Source organism: Flavobacterium sp. 25HG05S-40 (assembly GCF_052654735.1).
In genome coordinates this window covers 3,091,618-3,108,220 of sequence record NZ_CP199750.1, presented here as the reverse complement: position 1 = coordinate 3,108,220, position 16,603 = coordinate 3,091,618, and the positions used below count along the sequence as shown (strand labels likewise).

Sequence of the window (16,603 nt, the reverse complement as noted above, 5' to 3'; positions counted from 1 at the left end):
CATTCACAATGACGGCATTCATCAATAATATATACTATTCTATGGTTTTCATCGCAGACCAAAAGTATAATAAGAACCCTTATTTAATGGAAAAATTTTTAACTGTTGGAAAACTGGTAGCCACATTCGGTCCTGTTGCCTACATCTTAAATCTTATTCATTTTTGGTTTTCCAATAATAAAGAGTTTGTTTCAGGATTCTTGGTTATAGTTTTTTTGAATGCTTTTGTTGGGTTGATGAAGCACTATAAAACCAATACTTTTAATTGGATGACTTTTTTAAAGAAAACCAGTTTGATGTTGATGGTTGTTATTGTCGTTTACATTTTGCTTAGCATCGTTGGTAGATTTGCTGGTGATTCTTTTGTTTCTGAAGCTTTCCAAATATTGGTCCAGGTAATGACTTTATTTTATCCGGCATCCAAAGCTTTAAAGTCAATTTTTGTGCTTTCTAACGAAGATTACCCGCCTAAATGGATCATGAAGAAAGTGTACAACTTTGAAGAAGATGGGGATTTGGGAGATTTATTCAAGACAACTAAAAACGAAGCCGAAAACTTTAACCAAAATCAACACGAAAATAATTCTAACAATCCGGAATAATGGCAAATTTTGAAGAAGCATACAAGCGAACCGGAATATTTGAAGGTGGATATACCGATGACGAAGATGATAATGGAAACTGGACCGGTGGTAAAAAAGATTTAGGAAAACTTATCGGTACTAAATACGGAATCAGTGCTCCTGTGTTGATGCAATATATGGGAAAACTTCCAACGGTTCAGGAAATGAAAAATCTGTCTTTGTTAACTGTGAAAGACATTTACAAAAGATTTTATTGGACCCCAATCAGAGGAAATGAGATCAACAATCAGGATATGGCTAATTCAATTTATGATATGGCCGTTAATGCAGGAGTTGGAGCTTCAATTAAAATGGCTAAAAGAGCCAAGGGAATTCCTGAAAAGAAAATTACTTCAAAAATGGATAATGATTTTCTGAAACTTTTAAATCAAGTAGCATGAAATATTTAGTATTATTTCTGGTGTTGTTAACTTCTTGCAATTCAAAGCATACAGCATCTATTGAGCCAACTAGTGCAAATAATGCACAAGTTCACATTGCGCCAAAAACTATCATAATTCATGATACAATTCGTTTACGAGATACTATTGTTGTTGAATTATTAGTAGAGAAAAAGTATGATAGTTTATTAAATGTTATCAAGAAAAAGAATGACAGTCTTTTTGTCGAACGTTTTAGGCTTGAAAGAGTAAAATTCTATAATAGAATAGTTCAGAAAAACCGATCACAAACAAAGTTTTTATCAGGTTGGATATCTAGAGCAGTTCAATAAATTGATAAAATGAAAATCTTATTCCTACTATTTCCATTTTTAGTTTTTGGCCAATCAATGAAGAAAGTCCAAAACAAGATTATTGTAACGCTAGAGTTCGAAATAGTAGACAGAAAACCATTTTTAAAAGATACAATTTACATCTGCAAGAATAAGAACTCAATCAGGATATCGAAAGATAGCATTTACATCTACGGAAAACATCAATATTTAAAGTTTAAAAGATAATGGAAACAAAAAAATTTAATCGTGAAGGTAAGCTAAATTTGATTTTAGGCTTTATAGTGGCAATTTTCGTTTTAGTTTCATTGACTTCATGCGCTGGTACCCGAAGCACTTCGACATCTAGTGTTAAAAAGAATGAAGCTGCCAAAGAAACTCTGAATGAAAATCAAAAATCAATCGACACTACTTCAACTAAAAAAGAAGAGTCTTCAACTGAAAATGTGAAGAAAAACACTGTTGTTGAAAAAACGGAAGAAGGTACCAAAACAGTAGAAACTATTGAGCCTATCAATCCCGATAAGCCAGCTTCTTATATTGATGATAAAGGCCAGAAAAAAGAGCTTAATAATGCAAAGCACACCAAAACAACCGAAACCAATAATAAAAAAGAAACTCAAAAAGAAGCCGTTTCCCAAGAGAAAAAAGACTTGACAAAGGAAACAGAGCAAAAAGGCATATCTGATGAAATGGCCAAAGAAATGGCCAAAGAATCAAGTAAAGCAGAGGAAGATAATAAACGTGATACTTTCCGGTTTTCAATTAACTTCCTTTGGATTATAATCATACTAACCCTTATCATTGCGGGTTGGTTGGCATGGCGAAGATACAAACGGATATGGCCGTTTAAACCCTAAATAAATTTGGTTAGTTTATTGAATGAATTCCCCGAGCATTTGATTTTGCATCGGGGTTTTCTTTGCGCGATAATCATTCAAATTATATAATTTTTGATTTTATATGTATCTTTCATTATATAATTTTCAATTTTTATTGTAGATAATTTTCAAATAAAATTGTATCAATAAATTTTTAAACCTTAATTTTCTTCATGCGCTCATTCTTCCTTTTGCTACGGCCATGCGCATAGATTTGCGTTGTGCTATCTTTTCGATGCGCTGCCATGATTTGGGCATAACCAAGATTATCACTGTCGAGCTCGTCCAGTAAGTCCAAGAAGGTGTATTTCAAAGAATAGAAATCAGCTGTAATTTTTTGAAAATTCCTTATACCGAATTCCAATAACTCTGAAATTTTTCGGACATTACCATCGAGCCAGGATAATTTATGTTTTACATGGGTGCGCCAACGGATTGTTATTTGCTTTGAATTTATTTGAACAGGACCAGGAATCAGCCCAACAGAGAAAATGTAATCTTCCTGAGATTTAACTAAGCTCATTATTTCGGTCCAGAAAGGAATAGCGCTCTTGAAAATGACTTTTGTCTCCCAAACGTACTGTTTTCCCTTTTTAATCAAAATATCGTATTCCTGCATATCTAAACGCACATTCTTGGCTTGAACAGTAAACAGCTCCCGGCTACGAGAACCAGAGAAAAAGAAAATCTTTGAGTATCGGTAGAATTCGTAATAGTCTGGCCGTAGAGCCTCGAGTATGAGGTCAATTTGTTCCCTGGTGTAAACTTCGCGTTGCTTCCGCACTACAACCCGCTTTTGAATATCCCTTGTGATATTAGTTTCGCAACATTCCCACTCAATCAATTCTTTATACAGTGCAGCAAAATAGGCTTTGAATTTGTTGAAGTAATCATCCGGCAAATCCATGTATTCCAAAAGCGCTTTCAATTCGCTACGTTTTAAATCATAAATCTTGACATCCATTTTATTGAGCTTTTTGGCTGCCTTTTCAATTCGATTGATGGCATAATCGATTTCGCCTAGATATTCTTTTGATAGACCTTTGAGTTTGGCTGAGGCACCACGGAACGCATCTATGAATTTGAGGTTTCGATGTAACTCGTTAACCGGTTCTTCGGGTTCCGGATAAACATATTTTTTCAAATAGGGATTGTAACCGTCCTCAAAGGCCTTTATTTCGTCGTCAATTAGAGCTTGAGTTACTTCCCGGCGCGATGTGAGGTCTTTACATTCATTCATTCCCTTAACGACCTTTGGCGTTTTTGGTTTGGGAAAGTTAGGGTCATAAAAATAATATTGAATTCTCCAGTCGAATTCTAAAGATGCTATGGTGCAGCTCTTCCAATCAGGAGGATAAACGGAAAGCGAGTAAGAGCATCCGTTTGGTAAGAAAACACGAGTGGCTTTCTTCCGTGTGGTTTTTGTGGTTTTCATGTAGCTCAATTATTGACGTTATTATTGACGATAATGTAACTACAATGCTGAATTAAGAACTTAAAAAAAAGCCGAAAGTCTTTTGTGGTGTGACTTCCGGCTTTTGCTCCCCCTCTTGGGCTCGAACCAAGGACCCTCTGATTAACAGTCAGATGCTCTAACCAACTGAGCTAAGGAGGAAGATGTATATCTTTTAAGCGGTTGCAAATATAAAACGAATTTTAATTTTTACAAATAAAAAACGATAAAAATTAAAATAATTTATCGGCTATCAATTGGTAGATGTCTTTACCAAAGGTTAATGCCATCAAGGTCAGCAGGATAATCATTCCGGCGGTCTGAACATATTCGGCGGCTTTGTCGTTTAATTTACGTCCGGTAATCATTTCGGCTATCGTGAAAAGGGCATGACCTCCGTCTAAACCAGGTATTGGTAACAAGTTCATAAACGCCAAACCTATAGAAAACAACGCGGTGAAGTTCCAAACAAACTCCCAATTCCAAGTATCTGGTAGCTGGCGGGCAATACCTACCGGACTCTTCACTTGTTTGTAAGCTCCCGTTTTTGGTTTTAGAATAAGTTTGAATTGCTTGATGTTGTATACAAACAACTGCCAAGATTCTCTTACAGCGGCCGGAATAGCCGTGAAAACCGAGTGGTCTTTGATGATGATATAATCTTCACGGTCCGAGAACTTGGTTTTGAAGCCCAACGTACCTTCTTTAGTAACCAAAGCCTTTAAATTGGTCGCAACATTGTTACGCTCTACCGTAATGGTAATGCTGTCATTGGCACTCGCCTTTAACGCATCTTTAAAAAGGTCAAAATGAGGGCAAGGTTTGCCGTTAACGGCTATTATTTTATCGTTGATCGCAAGTCCGGCTTTCTGCGCAGCTGAGTTCGGGAAAATGGAATCGACAACACCTTGATTTAATCGAGGTTGTACAAACTCTTTGCCTTCTGTGGATAGGATTTCGCCTTTTTGTTCGTCGGTTAAAGTTAGTATTTCTTTTTTGCCGTTTCTTTCAATTTCAATCTTGTCGCTTAACAACACATCGATAATCATCCAATTGAACTTATCCTGAAACTTGCCGTCAACTGCAATGATTTTATCACCGTTTTGGAATCCAACACTTTTACCTACGGTTCCAAAGGCCAATCCGTTTTTCTGAATGGCTTTTGTAGAAACATATTTCTGTCCTACCGTAGCGAACATCGTCGTGTATATAAACCAAGCTAATAAGATGTTTACGATAATACCTCCCAGCATGATAATCAAACGCTGCCAGGCCGGCTTAGAACGAAATTCCCATGGTTGAGGTTCGTTCTTCATTTGATCTTTATCCATGCTCTCGTCTATCATTCCGGAAAGCTTCACATAACCACCCAAAGGCAGCCATCCGATTCCCCATTCGGTTTCCCCAATTTTTTTCTTGATAATCGAGAATCCGGCATCAATAAATAAATAGAATTTTTCAACGCGGACTTTGAAAATTTTTGCCGTCACGTAATGCCCCAATTCATGCAGAATTACAAGAACGGAAAGTATAAATAGAATCTGTGCAACTTGTATCATTAATGTGTAATTGATATTAAAACGCACAAAAGTAAGGTTTCCACCTTACTCTCGCACATATATTTTGATTTAGCTTATTTTTTTATGAATTTTTTATGAAAAGTACCTGCAGCAGTTTGAATAGCAATATAGTGTACTCCAGCGGATAAACTAGATACCGAGAATTCGGTACTATTATTTTCCATGACTTTTTGACCCAAATGGTTGTAGACACTTACTTTTTCTAATGTCGTACTGCTTGGCATTTGAATGTGTAGTACATCCGAACTTGGATTCGGATACAAGGCAATGGCATTTTCTAATTCGAAATTCTGATTCCCTAAGGTAATGCTTGAATTCGCAGAAATCAGATGTTTTTCGGGATCAAATTCGACGTTGGTTATTGGGAACGGAACCGCAGTAATAATTTCCTGACCGTTAGAAGTGTTTTCCAGAACCAAATCGGCTTGCTGTCCACCAGCGCCATAAACCCTAACCGGAACCGGCATTTCAAAAAAGGAAACAGAAGCATCAGATTGCGTTTGATTTATTGTGAATTTAGCCTGTCCGGCGCCCCAGTTTTGAGCCGTAATCGAATAGGTTGGATAGCCCTGATTGTAGATCCAGTCGTTAAAAAATTCGGTTAAACTGCTTCCGTAAACTGCTTCTAAATGGCTTTTTAAGTTAGACGTTACGGCATATTTGAAAGCCAAATTAGGATCGGCCAAATAATTGCGCAACGCTTGGAAGAAATTGGTGTCGCCCATTTTAAAGCGCAACATTTCCAAAACCATAGCCCCTTTGTTATAACTCAAACGGCTACTGAAAATACGGTTGATATTAGTCGCTTGGGCATCGGTTAAATACAGATTTCCATTCGGACTTGACGTGATAAAGTTAATCATATCGGCTTTCTCAAAAACAAAGGCATCCAAACCATCAAAGTTTTCGATAACCAAAGCGGCTAAATAGGTTGCAAAACCTTCATTCAACCAAATGTCTTTCCAAGTACCACAAGTTACTTTATCTCCAAACCATTGATGTCCTAGCTCATGGGCAATTAGTCCTCGGTCAAAATTGGCCATAAAGGAAACCGTCGTGTGTTCCATGCCGCCACCCCAACTGAATTGCGCATGACCGTATTTTTCGTTGTGGAACGGATAAAGTTCAAAAAGGTCTTCATAGAGTTCTAAAATCGCCGGAGTAATATCCAATTGCGGTAAAGCCTCATCGTAATTCTCAGGATAAATATAGTTAACGATAGGGTAGGTATTAGGTGCAGTTCCTCCCGTTTGGGTGTATACATTGTAATTGGTTACGGCAATGGCAATCAGATAGGCCGGAATCGGATAGCCATGGTGAAAATGCGTTGTTTTGTTGCTACCCGTAATCACAGGAGGCGTCGTTTCGATACCGTTAGAAACACTTACAAATGTAGATGGTGCCGTAATGTAAACATCGATGCTGTTAATTTTATCATTCAAGTCCTGTTTGCAAGGCCACCAATCTCTAGCGCCAAAAGGTTCCGAAAGCGTCCAGATAATAGGCGTTCCATTATGGGTAGTTCGCTCAAAAGAACCCATACCATTGTTGGGTGGTGTTCCCGAATAGGTGATCTCCACCGTAGCCGAAGTACCAGCTGTTTGTGTGGATGGCAAGGTAATCACCAGTTCATTATTGCCGCTTTCTGCAAAAACCAAATTAGTCGTTCCTTTTTTAACGGAGCTAACCGTTAACTGGTTGGCTAAGTCAAACGTAACCGTATTCATGTTTTCCAAAGCGGTAAAAGTTGTCGTTACTTTCCCGGAAATGAATTTGGTGGTATTATTCGGATTTACGGTAAATTCTAGTTTATGATAAGTAATATCGTAATTAGAGGTGTTCGGATTGACTTCAATATTCATCAGTTGAGAAGCCGATTTCATTTCGGCCTCCGCAATAGCATTGATTTTGCAACTGTTGTTTTGTGCAAAAACAAACGATATTGAAAAGCAAAGCGCTAGTAAGTAGGTCTTTTTCATAGCAATTTTGAAATTTTTTTGCGAATATAACAATAATTGCAGTAAACAACTGCCAAAAAATAGATAATTTATGGGGCTATGCTACTGATTTTAATTTGGTTGTAGGCATCTGCCTACCAAGGGTCAAAAGGAAGTTTTTGAGTATCCCAAAGGTTTTGTCAAAGATTTCATTAAATTTGCCTCCTTATAAAGAAAATGTCATGTTACAGATAAGTTACATCAGAGAAAATAAAGAGAAAGTGATTGCGGCTTTGGCCAAAAGAAACATGGATGTGAGCACACTCGTGGAAGAGGTCATTCAATTGGACGAAAAGAGAAGAAGTACGCAGGTAGAGCTAGACAACACCTTAGCCGAATCGAATAAATTGTCCAAAGACATTGGTGATCTGATGAAAAACGGTGAAAAGGCAAAAGCTGAAATTTTGAAGATGAAAACCGTGCAGTTAAAAGAATCCAGCAAAGAACTGTCTGAAAAATCAGAGGCTCTTGCGCATGATCTTTTACAGAAAATGTATTTGTTACCAAACCTTCCGGCCGATATTGTTCCGGTGGGGAAAACACCCGAAGAAAACCTAAACGTTTTTGAAGAAGGTACCATTCCGGTATTACACGAAGGTGCACAGCCTCACTGGGAACTGGTAAAAAAATACGATATTATCGATTTTGAATTAGGCGTTAAAATAACGGGAGCAGGTTTCCCGGTTTACAAAGGAAAAGGAGCGAAATTACAACGTGCTTTAATTTCTTATTTTTTAGATAAAAATACCGATGCCGGATATCAAGAGTATCAGGTGCCACATTTGGTCAACGAAGCTTCGGCTTATGGTACAGGACAATTGCCGGATAAAGACGGACAGATGTACCACGACAAAACCGATGATTTGTATTTGATTCCCACCGCAGAAGTGCCGGTAACGAATATTTTTAGAGATGTCATTTTACAAGAAAATGAACTACCAATTCTTTGTACGGGTTACACGCCTTGCTTCCGTCGAGAAGCGGGTTCATATGGCGCACACGTTCGAGGGTTGAACCGTTTGCATCAATTTGACAAAGTTGAAATCGTGCGTATCGAACATCCGGACAAATCGTATGAAGCCTTAGACGGTATGGTGGAGCACGTAAAAGACATCATGCGTGAACTAAAACTACCGTTCCGCGTATTGCGCCTTTGTGGTGGCGATATGGGATTTGCATCGGCATTGACTTATGATTTTGAAGTATTCTCCACCGCTCAAGATAAATGGCTGGAAATCTCTTCGGTCTCTAACTTCGAAACCTTTCAGGCCAACCGTCTGAAGTTGCGTTTTAAAGGAAAAGAAGGCAAAACCCAATTGGCACACACCTTAAACGGAAGTTCTTTGGCATTGCCAAGAGTTATGGCCGGAATCTTAGAAAATTATCAAACTCCGGAAGGTATTGTTATCCCTGAGGTATTGCGTAAATACACCGGATTTGACATCATCAACTAAAAGAGAAACCTCTCGGATTGACCGTAGGTTTTTTTAACATATCCTTGCACTAATCGGGCACAAAAAGTGTTACTTTAGTGCATTGATTTTTTTATCACAGCTCATGAAAAAACGGCTCGCTATACTTTTTTTATTCCTTTGCTTTCTGGGTCAGGCCCAAAGCGAGCAATTGGCGAATAATTATTTTGATCGGGGAGAATTTGAAAAAGCATTGGTAAGTTATGAAGGACTGCTAAAAGCACAGCCCGGAAACTACAATTATTTTCAAAAAGTAATCGAATGTTACCAGCAGCTGCAACAGTACGAGAAATCGCAAAAAGCCATTGAAGACCGTTTGGACAAATACAAGCAAGGGAATCTTTTGGTGGAATTGGGCTTTAATTACCAGCTGCAGAAAAATCAGGAGAAAGCTACTAAATACTACAATCAAGCCATTGATAAAATCAAAAAAAACGCGACGGAAGTTTATGGTGTTGCCTATGTTTTTGAACGAAAAGCTTTGGTCGATTTGGCGCTTTTGGCGTATAAAACGGCAGTGGAAAAAGACCAGAACCTGAGTTTTAATTTTCAAATGGCGATGCTCTACGGACAACAAGGAAATACGGGTTTGATGATCGATACGTTTCTGGACGAAGCCTTTCAAAACCAGCAAAATCTGCCGTTGATTCAGAATCAGATTTCCCGATTCATGACCGAGCAGGAAGACGCTACTTTTAACGATACGCTTAAAAAAGCGCTATTGCTTCGAGCACAAAAGACTCAAGACATTTTTTGGAACGACTTTTTGAGTTGGCTGTTTATCCAGCAAAAAGAATATGGAAAAGCCTTTATCCAGCAAAAAGCCATCTATAAAAGAAATCCCGAATCCTTTGCCAATATCGTAAGCTTGGGACAAATGGCCATCGAAGACAACGATCAGGATTCGGCCAAGGAAATCTTGACATTCGTTTTAGAAAACACCAAAGATTTGGAATTGCTTATCCAAGCGCATTCTTATCTCATCGAGATGAAAATGGATCATGCCACCGAAAAGGATTTTGTAGCCATTACAGCCGAATTGGATGATTTATTAAAGGAATTTGGCAAGAGTCCGTACACGCTCTCCTTACTAAAATTGCAAGCTGATTTTAATGCCTTTCATCTCAATAATCCAGAAAAAGCCAAAACTATTCTGAAGGAAGCTATGGAAATGCCGATTAACCGCTATCAGTTGGCAGAAGCCAAAATGGAATTGGCCGATATTTTGTTATACGAAGAAAAATTTAATCAAGCTTTACTCTATTATTCGCAAGTGGATGAAGACATGTCTGGCGATGTAATTGGACAGGAAGCCAGTTTGAAAACCGCCAAGACCAGTTATTTCAAAACCGATTTTGAATGGGCATCCCATCAGTTGAAAGTATTGAAATCAGCGTCGTCTCAGTTGATTGCCAACGATGCTTTAGATTTGTTTTTACTGATAAGTGATAACACCGTAGAAGATTCGCTTCAGGTGGCGTTAAAGAAATTTGCGCGTGCCGATTTCCTGATGTATCAAAATAAAAAGAAAGAAGCGTTATCACAGTTTCAGCAGCTACTAAAAGAACACAAAGGCGAAGACATCGAAGCCGTAACCTTGTTGCGTATCGGAAAAATCTACGAAAAAACAGGCGATTTCAGCAATGCTTTAGCCAGTTATGATGCGATAATCGCCAATCATAAAGAAAGTATTTATATTGATGAAGCATTATATTATTCAGCTGAAATTTACAACGAGCAATTGAAAGACGTCGACAAAGCCAAACCGCTCTACGAAGAAATGATCTTCAAACACGAAGACAGTATTTACTACGTCGACTCCCGAACTAAATTCCGAAAACTCAGAGGTGATACTAATCTTTGAATTTTCAAATCTCCAAATTTTCAAATTTTCAAATTCAAAAAATGATACTTTACAACGTCACCATCAACATACACGAAAGCGTTCACGACCAATGGATGCAATGGATGCAGGAAAAACACATCAAAGAGGTATTGGCCACCGGAAAATTCTCGGCTGCGCGTATGGTCAAAGTGTTGGTTGAGGAAGATATGGGCGGCACCACTTATTCTATTCAATACACTACAGACTCTAAAGCCACGCTGCAAAGCTATTATGATGAAGACGCACCTAGACTCAGAGAAGAAGGACTTCGATTGTTCGGTGACAAAATGTTGGCTTTTAGGACAGAATTGGAGTTGATAAGCGAACATTAATTCAGACTAACTTAGACATTTTAGACTTCTTAGAAAGAAATCTAACGATCTAAGAAGTCTAATAATCTAATAATCTAAATGGACGTAAAAGCCAAAAAACACCTCGGACAACATTTCTTAACTGATGAGTCTATTGCGCAAAATATAGCCAACACTTTAAGTTATGAAGGCTACGACATTACTTTGGAAATTGGTCCGGGAATGGGCGTGTTGACCAAATATATTTTGGAAAAACCTACGACCACCTATGTGATTGAGATTGACACTGAATCGGTGGAGTATCTCAATATCCATTATCCTAAGTTGGAGGGCAAAATCATTTCTAAAGATTTCCTGAAGTATAACATTAACGAGGTTTTTGAAGGCAAATCGTTTGCCATCATTGGCAATTTCCCGTATAATATTTCGTCGCAGATTGTCTTTAAATGTTTGGAATTACGGCATCAGGTTCCCGAATTTTCAGGGATGTTCCAAAAAGAAGTAGCCGAACGCATCTGCGAAAAGAAAGGGAGTAAAACTTACGGCATCCTATCGGTTTTGGTTCAAGCTTTTTATGAAGCGGAGTATTTATTTACAGTACCACCAAATGTCTTCAATCCGCCACCCAAAGTCAATTCGGGTGTTTTGCGTTTGCGCAGAAGAGAAAACTTCACGTTGCCTTGTAGTGAAAAGCTGTTCTTTTCGGTGGTTAAAACAGGTTTTCAGCAACGTCGCAAGACCTTGCGTAATAGTTTAAAATCGTTCAACCTTTCGGATAATTTAAAAGAAGATACTATCTTTGACCTCAGACCAGAGCAACTCACGGTAGACCAATTTATTGAACTGACCCAAAAAATAGAGGCCAATGCAGTTTAAAATCAGCAAAGAACTTTTAGCACAAATTGAGCAACTCATTCACTCCAAAAATGATAGGGAGTTGGAGGTGTTGCTGAATGACATGCACCATGCTGATATTGCTGAGATTTTCGAAGAATTAGAAATTGCCGAAGCCACCTATATTTTCAAAATACTGGACAGCGAAATCACCGCAGAGATTCTTCCGGAACTCGAGGATGACCTTCGTGAAAAAATCCTTCAAGGCCTTTCTGCCAAAGAGATTGCAGAGGAGTTGGATGAATTAGATACCGATGATGCTGCCGACATCATTGCCGAACTTTCTCAAAGTAAGAAAGAAGAAGTAATCTCCGAATTAGAAGACGTAGAACACGCCAAAGACATTGTTGATCTGTTGCGCTACGACGAAGATTCCGCCGGAGGTTTGATGGGGAAAGAGATGGTGAAAGTCAATGAAAATTGGAATGTACTCACTTGCGTTAAAGAAATGCGGATTCAGGCGGAACACGTCACCCGAGTACATTCGATTTATGTGGTCGATGATGAAAACCGATTAAAAGGAAGATTATCCCTCAAAGATTTGCTGACGACTTCTACCAAAACACCGATCAGTGAAGTCTATATCAAAAAGGTAGATTATGTTAGAGTAGATATGCCCAATACCGATGTGGCCCGCATCATGCAAAAATACGACTTGGAGGCCATTCCCGTAGTAGATGAAATGGGACGCTTGGTAGGACGTATTACCATTGATGATATCGTAGATGTAATTAAGGATGAAGCTGATAAAGATTACCAGCTGGCGGCAGGTATCTCCCAAGACGTCGAGGCGGATGACAGCATCTTAGAACTGACGCGTGCCCGTTTGCCATGGCTGGTTTTAGCCCTTTGCGGCGGATTCATCAGTGTTAGGGTTTTGGGTTTGTTTGAAGGCGCGATGACCAATCACGGAAATCTATTCTTCTTTACACCGCTTATTGCCGCGATGGCAGGAAATGTGGGCGTACAATCGTCGGCAATAATTGTACAAGGTTTGGCCAACCAATCCATCAGTGGTTCTCTTTGGAATCGTTTGGTAAAAGAAGTGTCGCTAAGTTTGCTAAACGGTGTCATATTAGCCGTAATATTGTTCGTCGGAAGTCATTTTCTGTTGAATGTAGAATTGATTATCGGAGAAATTGTTACTATCGCGTTGATTTCGGTAATTATCATTGCTTCGCTTATCGGAACCTTTGTACCGCTATTATTACACCGCTTCAATATCGATCCGGCCTTGGCAACCGGACCATTTATCACTACAAGTAACGATATCTGTGGGATATTGATTTACTTCTCTATTGCCAAAATAATCCTTGGGTTTTAAATAATTTTTCTAAAAGCCTTATTCCTGTATCAGTTTTTCAATATTGATATTGTCCGGAAGGCGACCCACATGTTGCAGTTTTATTGCCGCCAGTTTTTGAGAAATCGACATGCTTTCTTCTAATGATTTTTGATGGAGTTGTGCATATAAAAACCCGGTCCAAAAAGCGTCTCCAGCACCTGTGGTATCTTTTATTTCTGAAATAGATTGGGCTTTTTGAAAAAACAATCCTTTCTCCACATCAGAAACGACTACGCCGTTTTTGCCTTTAGTCAAGCAAATGGTTTTGGCACCTAAACCGTGAAAATAATCAAAAATATATTCTTCCGATTTTACGCAGGCAAATAAACGATAACAATCGTCTTCACTCAGTTTTACCAGCGGATCGTTGGCTAAATATTCTTTCAATACCTGCATGGCTTCTTCGCGATTCGGCCAGATTCTCTCGGAAAAGTTGATGTCAATACTTAACTGTAGTCCAAGTGCTGCTGCTTTTTTGGCTAGATTTAAAATAGTTTGTCGGGCTGGATTTTTACTCAAAGCAAAACAAGTCGTATGAAATATTTTGGCACTGCGAAGCACATCATCGGGCAACTGACTTTCAAAAATCTCACAGTCGGCTTGGCGGTACGGAATAAAATCGGGTGTTTCGGTAGATTTTGATACAAAAATAACCGAAGTTGGTACTGTTTCCGATTTGCCAATATAAGCCGTATTGACATTGTTAGCTTTTAGTTTTCGGATGACGTAATCACCCAATCCGTCCTGACCACAGGAAGCAACTAGAACGGCATTCAATCCCAAACGCGAAGCATTTACGGCAACATTGGTGGGTGAACCGCCTAAAAAGCGATGATAATCTTTGGTTCTATTGATAGAGGTGTTGATTTCATGACCGATAAAATCAATCAATACTTCTCCTATACATATAATATCTATTGACTTCAATTATATTAAAAATTTAAAATTAGTAGTAAGGGATTGATGTACTAAAATAGTTGCTGCAGCACTCCAAGCACAAAAAGCAACGCCATTAGGCTCAGCAGTTTTAGTATTGAAGTTTTCATAAAAAGAAAATTCAAATTGAGCATTAACCGCGTTAATTTTAGCCAATATTTCTTTAGCTTTTTCACGCTCATTTTTTGAATATAATGCCAAACCAAAAAAGCCATTAACCATAGGCCAACTACCTCCATTATGAAACTCATAAGGATGGTTTCGGAATTCGTATTTGCAATTGTTCTTCAGCAGGTTCCAATGTTCGTCGGTTTCAAATATAGTTGGCCAAAAGGCAGGCAATAATCCCAATGTTGTTTGTTCGGACAATTCATAACTGTAGCGTAGCATTCTATTTTGATACTCTTCTGTTCCGATGTTGAGCAGTAGTGCTAAGGAATTTGCGAAAGCATCATAATTGATTTTGTAGCCAGAAGGTGAAAACGAGCAAGGCATAAAATCCTGGAAACGGACTTCATTATAAGCTCTTTCATGGTATTTTTCTCCGATACTGTTGGGCATGAAATTAACTTCAATCTGTTGGATTATGTTTTTAATTTTAGTCGAAATAGTATCGCTTTTCTCAAAATAATTATAGCTTTTTAAGGCCCAAACTCGGAGCAATTGATCGTACAAAACATAGCCATCGGTAATGTATTCATCGGCCCAATTCCCGGACAAAGGCGTATACAGCAAATGTTTGTTGTTGAATTCCCATGCTTCCAGAAGCGCGAGACATTTTTCAATTTGATTTTGATATTGCTTTACAAATGATGGATCTGCTTTGTAAAAAGCATATTGGCACACACCGACAACAAACCACGTTACGGCATCGACTCTACCAGCTAAACCCCCATAGCTTACCTCTGTTTTTTCATCGGAAATCAAAACATTCGATGGAATGGTTCCAATAGGATGCTGGTGTTTTGCCAAAGTTTCAAGGGTATTCCGAAAAGTAGCAATCAGTTGTTCATCGCCCGAAGCCAAGGCTGCCAGTCCACAAATAACACCGTCACGCGCCCAAACTCTTTTGTAATTAGTCGTGTTTTCGGCACTGGCTAAAAATCCGTTCGGAGTGGCGACCTGATGTAATAAATCCAAAGCTTTGTTATAGGCTAATTGATTCACTTGATGATTGTTTTTTAGTTGAAATGAGAAGAGTGAAAATAGCGCTTATGATCAGAAGAATGCCTGCAAAGGTGATAGCTAATCTTGCATCGTTGTGTAAAAAGTGCTTCATGATATACCCAAATGTGATGGTTTGGATAAACATCGGAATCACAATCATCATGTTGATGATGCCCATATAAACGCCATAGCGCTCTTTAGGGATATGGGAAACAACCATGAGATACGGAATCCCCATCATGCTGGCCCATCCAATTCCGAATCCGGTAATAGCAGGGAAAAGCAGGTATTTGTTTTGAATATGCGGAAAAAGTAAAAAGCCAATAGCAGCCAATAATAAGCAACTGAAATGCACTTTTTTGGGCGAGTATTTTTTGGCAAAATAGACTAATCCGAACGCGCAAAGAAAGGTAACTACATTATACCATCCATTTACTAAACCAGTCCAGCTCACGGCTTCTTCGTACAACTTGATGTCTTTTTCGGGCGTGGTATCCCAAACCGATAAGGCAATGCTTTTGGAGGAGTTCTGCCAATAACAAAACAAGGCATACCATTGAAACAAGTACACTAACGCCAGTTGCCACATGACTTTAGGCATTTCGACTATGGCTTTTGCGATATCAATAAAAGGAGTCAAGATATTGACTTTCTCAGATTGAATTCTTTGTAACTCTTCTGGAGTCGGAGGAATTTCTTTGGTAGTATGAGAACTCCACCACACAGAAGCTATAGAACAAATAGCACCCAAAAAGAACGAAGCAAATACCCAAGTAGGCAGTTTGCCCGTTGTTCCGATAAAAATCAAGGGAAAAATAAAGAGCGAAATATTGGCCAATGTCTGACCAAATCCGGTAAAAAAACTCTGCGCTTGAAATCCGGTTGGCTGTTGGGATTCATCTAGTTTATCAGCGATAAAAGCTCTGTAAGGTTCCATTGCAGTATTATTTCCGGCATCCAGAATCCAAAGTAAGCCGGCAGCCATCCATAAAGAACTGCTGAAAGGAAAAAGGAATAATGCTGCACTGCAGATTAAAGCTCCAATTAGGAAAAATGGTTTTCTTCGTCCGCCTAACTTTGGCGACCAAGTTTTATCACTCAAGGCGCCAATAATCGGCTGTATCAATAATCCAGTCAACGGACCTGCGAGGTTCAGTAGCGGAATTTGATCGGGTTGTGCTCCTAAAAAATCATAAATAGGATTTACGGCGCTTTGTTGTAACCCGAAGCTATATTGAATTCCGAAAAAGCCCACATTCATATTGATGATTTGCCCAAAACTCAGTTTTATTTTTGTTTGCATCGGAAACTTGGATTAGTTACTCT

15 protein-coding genes and 1 tRNA gene are annotated in these 16,603 nt (G+C 38.7%); 9 read left to right on the top strand and 7 right to left on the bottom strand.

Annotated elements, in window-relative coordinates; translation table 11 throughout:
- Positions 1-8 precede the first annotated feature (8 nt).
- The 4 genes from ACULEU_RS13475 (at position 9) to ACULEU_RS13460 (ending at position 2,216) form a co-directional block, all read left to right on the top strand.
- The gene (locus tag ACULEU_RS13475) at positions 9-602 is read left to right on the top strand and encodes a hypothetical protein (RefSeq protein WP_445453080.1); all 594 of its coding nucleotides are present in this window, start codon (positions 9-11) and stop codon (positions 600-602) included.
- Complete coding sequence (locus ACULEU_RS13470) at positions 602-1,024, top strand: glycosyl hydrolase 108 family protein (RefSeq protein ID WP_445453079.1); 423 nt, start codon at positions 602-604, stop codon at positions 1,022-1,024. Before ACULEU_RS13475 ends, ACULEU_RS13470 begins: the two co-directional genes overlap by 1 nt.
- Positions 1,021-1,356, top strand: a complete 336-nt coding sequence (locus ACULEU_RS13465; protein ID WP_445453078.1) for a putative peptidoglycan-binding domain-containing protein — start codon at positions 1,021-1,023, stop codon at positions 1,354-1,356. The genes ACULEU_RS13470 and ACULEU_RS13465 overlap by 4 nt, the downstream gene beginning before the upstream one ends.
- Positions 1,357-1,583: 227 nt before the next feature.
- The gene (locus ACULEU_RS13460) at positions 1,584-2,216 is read left to right on the top strand and encodes a hypothetical protein (RefSeq protein ID WP_445453077.1); all 633 of its coding nucleotides are present in this window, start codon (positions 1,584-1,586) and stop codon (positions 2,214-2,216) included.
- Between the two features lie 175 nt (positions 2,217-2,391).
- On the opposite strand, the gene ACULEU_RS13455 is transcribed toward ACULEU_RS13460, so the two are convergent.
- The 4 genes from ACULEU_RS13455 to ACULEU_RS13440 all read right to left on the bottom strand — a co-directional run bounded on the left by ACULEU_RS13455 (position 2,392) and on the right by ACULEU_RS13440 (position 7,249).
- Positions 2,392-3,672, bottom strand: coding sequence for a tyrosine-type recombinase/integrase (locus ACULEU_RS13455; protein ID WP_445453076.1), 1,281 nt, complete (start codon positions 3,670-3,672; stop codon positions 2,392-2,394).
- A 106-nt stretch (positions 3,673-3,778) separates the two neighbouring features.
- Positions 3,779-3,852, bottom strand: a tRNA-Asn gene (locus ACULEU_RS13450).
- 71 nt (positions 3,853-3,923) lie between these two features.
- Positions 3,924-5,249, bottom strand: coding sequence for an RIP metalloprotease RseP (gene rseP / locus ACULEU_RS13445; RefSeq protein WP_445453075.1), 1,326 nt, complete (start codon positions 5,247-5,249; stop codon positions 3,924-3,926).
- 74 nt (positions 5,250-5,323) lie between these two features.
- The gene (locus ACULEU_RS13440; protein ID WP_445453074.1) at positions 5,324-7,249 is read right to left on the bottom strand and encodes a M1 family aminopeptidase; all 1,926 of its coding nucleotides are present in this window, start codon (positions 7,247-7,249) and stop codon (positions 5,324-5,326) included.
- 200 nt (positions 7,250-7,449) lie between these two features.
- Between ACULEU_RS13440 and serS the strand changes: the two genes are divergently transcribed.
- The 5 genes from serS to mgtE all read left to right on the top strand — a co-directional run bounded on the left by serS (position 7,450) and on the right by mgtE (position 13,153).
- Positions 7,450-8,721, top strand: a complete 1,272-nt coding sequence (serS, locus tag ACULEU_RS13435; RefSeq protein ID WP_445453073.1) for a serine--tRNA ligase — start codon at positions 7,450-7,452, stop codon at positions 8,719-8,721.
- Positions 8,722-8,824: 103 nt separating this feature from the next.
- Complete coding sequence (locus ACULEU_RS13430) at positions 8,825-10,603, top strand: tetratricopeptide repeat protein (RefSeq protein WP_445453072.1); 1,779 nt, start codon at positions 8,825-8,827, stop codon at positions 10,601-10,603.
- 41 nt (positions 10,604-10,644) lie between these two features.
- Positions 10,645-10,956, top strand: coding sequence for a DUF4286 family protein (locus tag ACULEU_RS13425; RefSeq protein WP_445453071.1), 312 nt, complete (start codon positions 10,645-10,647; stop codon positions 10,954-10,956).
- 78 nt (positions 10,957-11,034) lie between these two features.
- The gene (gene rsmA, locus ACULEU_RS13420; protein WP_445453070.1) at positions 11,035-11,811 is read left to right on the top strand and encodes a 16S rRNA (adenine(1518)-N(6)/adenine(1519)-N(6))-dimethyltransferase RsmA; all 777 of its coding nucleotides are present in this window, start codon (positions 11,035-11,037) and stop codon (positions 11,809-11,811) included.
- On the top strand, positions 11,801-13,153 hold the full coding sequence (gene mgtE, locus ACULEU_RS13415; protein WP_445453069.1) for a magnesium transporter: 1,353 nt from the start codon (positions 11,801-11,803) through the stop codon (positions 13,151-13,153). The genes rsmA and mgtE overlap by 11 nt, the downstream gene beginning before the upstream one ends.
- 18 nt (positions 13,154-13,171) lie before the next feature.
- Here the strand turns inward: mgtE and ACULEU_RS13410 are convergent, their stop codons facing one another.
- From ACULEU_RS13410 to ACULEU_RS13400, 3 genes are read right to left on the bottom strand one after another with little or no spacing between them, the layout of a single operon-like run.
- On the bottom strand, positions 13,172-14,101 hold the full coding sequence (locus tag ACULEU_RS13410) for a carbohydrate kinase family protein (RefSeq protein WP_445453068.1): 930 nt from the start codon (positions 14,099-14,101) through the stop codon (positions 13,172-13,174).
- Positions 14,102-15,277, bottom strand: a complete 1,176-nt coding sequence (locus ACULEU_RS13405; RefSeq protein WP_445453067.1) for a glycoside hydrolase 100 family protein — start codon at positions 15,275-15,277, stop codon at positions 14,102-14,104.
- Positions 15,258-16,580: an MFS transporter gene (locus ACULEU_RS13400; RefSeq protein WP_445453066.1), complete on the bottom strand. Its 1,323-nt coding sequence runs from the start codon at positions 16,578-16,580 to the stop codon at positions 15,258-15,260. The genes ACULEU_RS13405 and ACULEU_RS13400 overlap by 20 nt, the downstream gene beginning before the upstream one ends.
- Positions 16,581-16,603 lie beyond the last annotated feature (23 nt).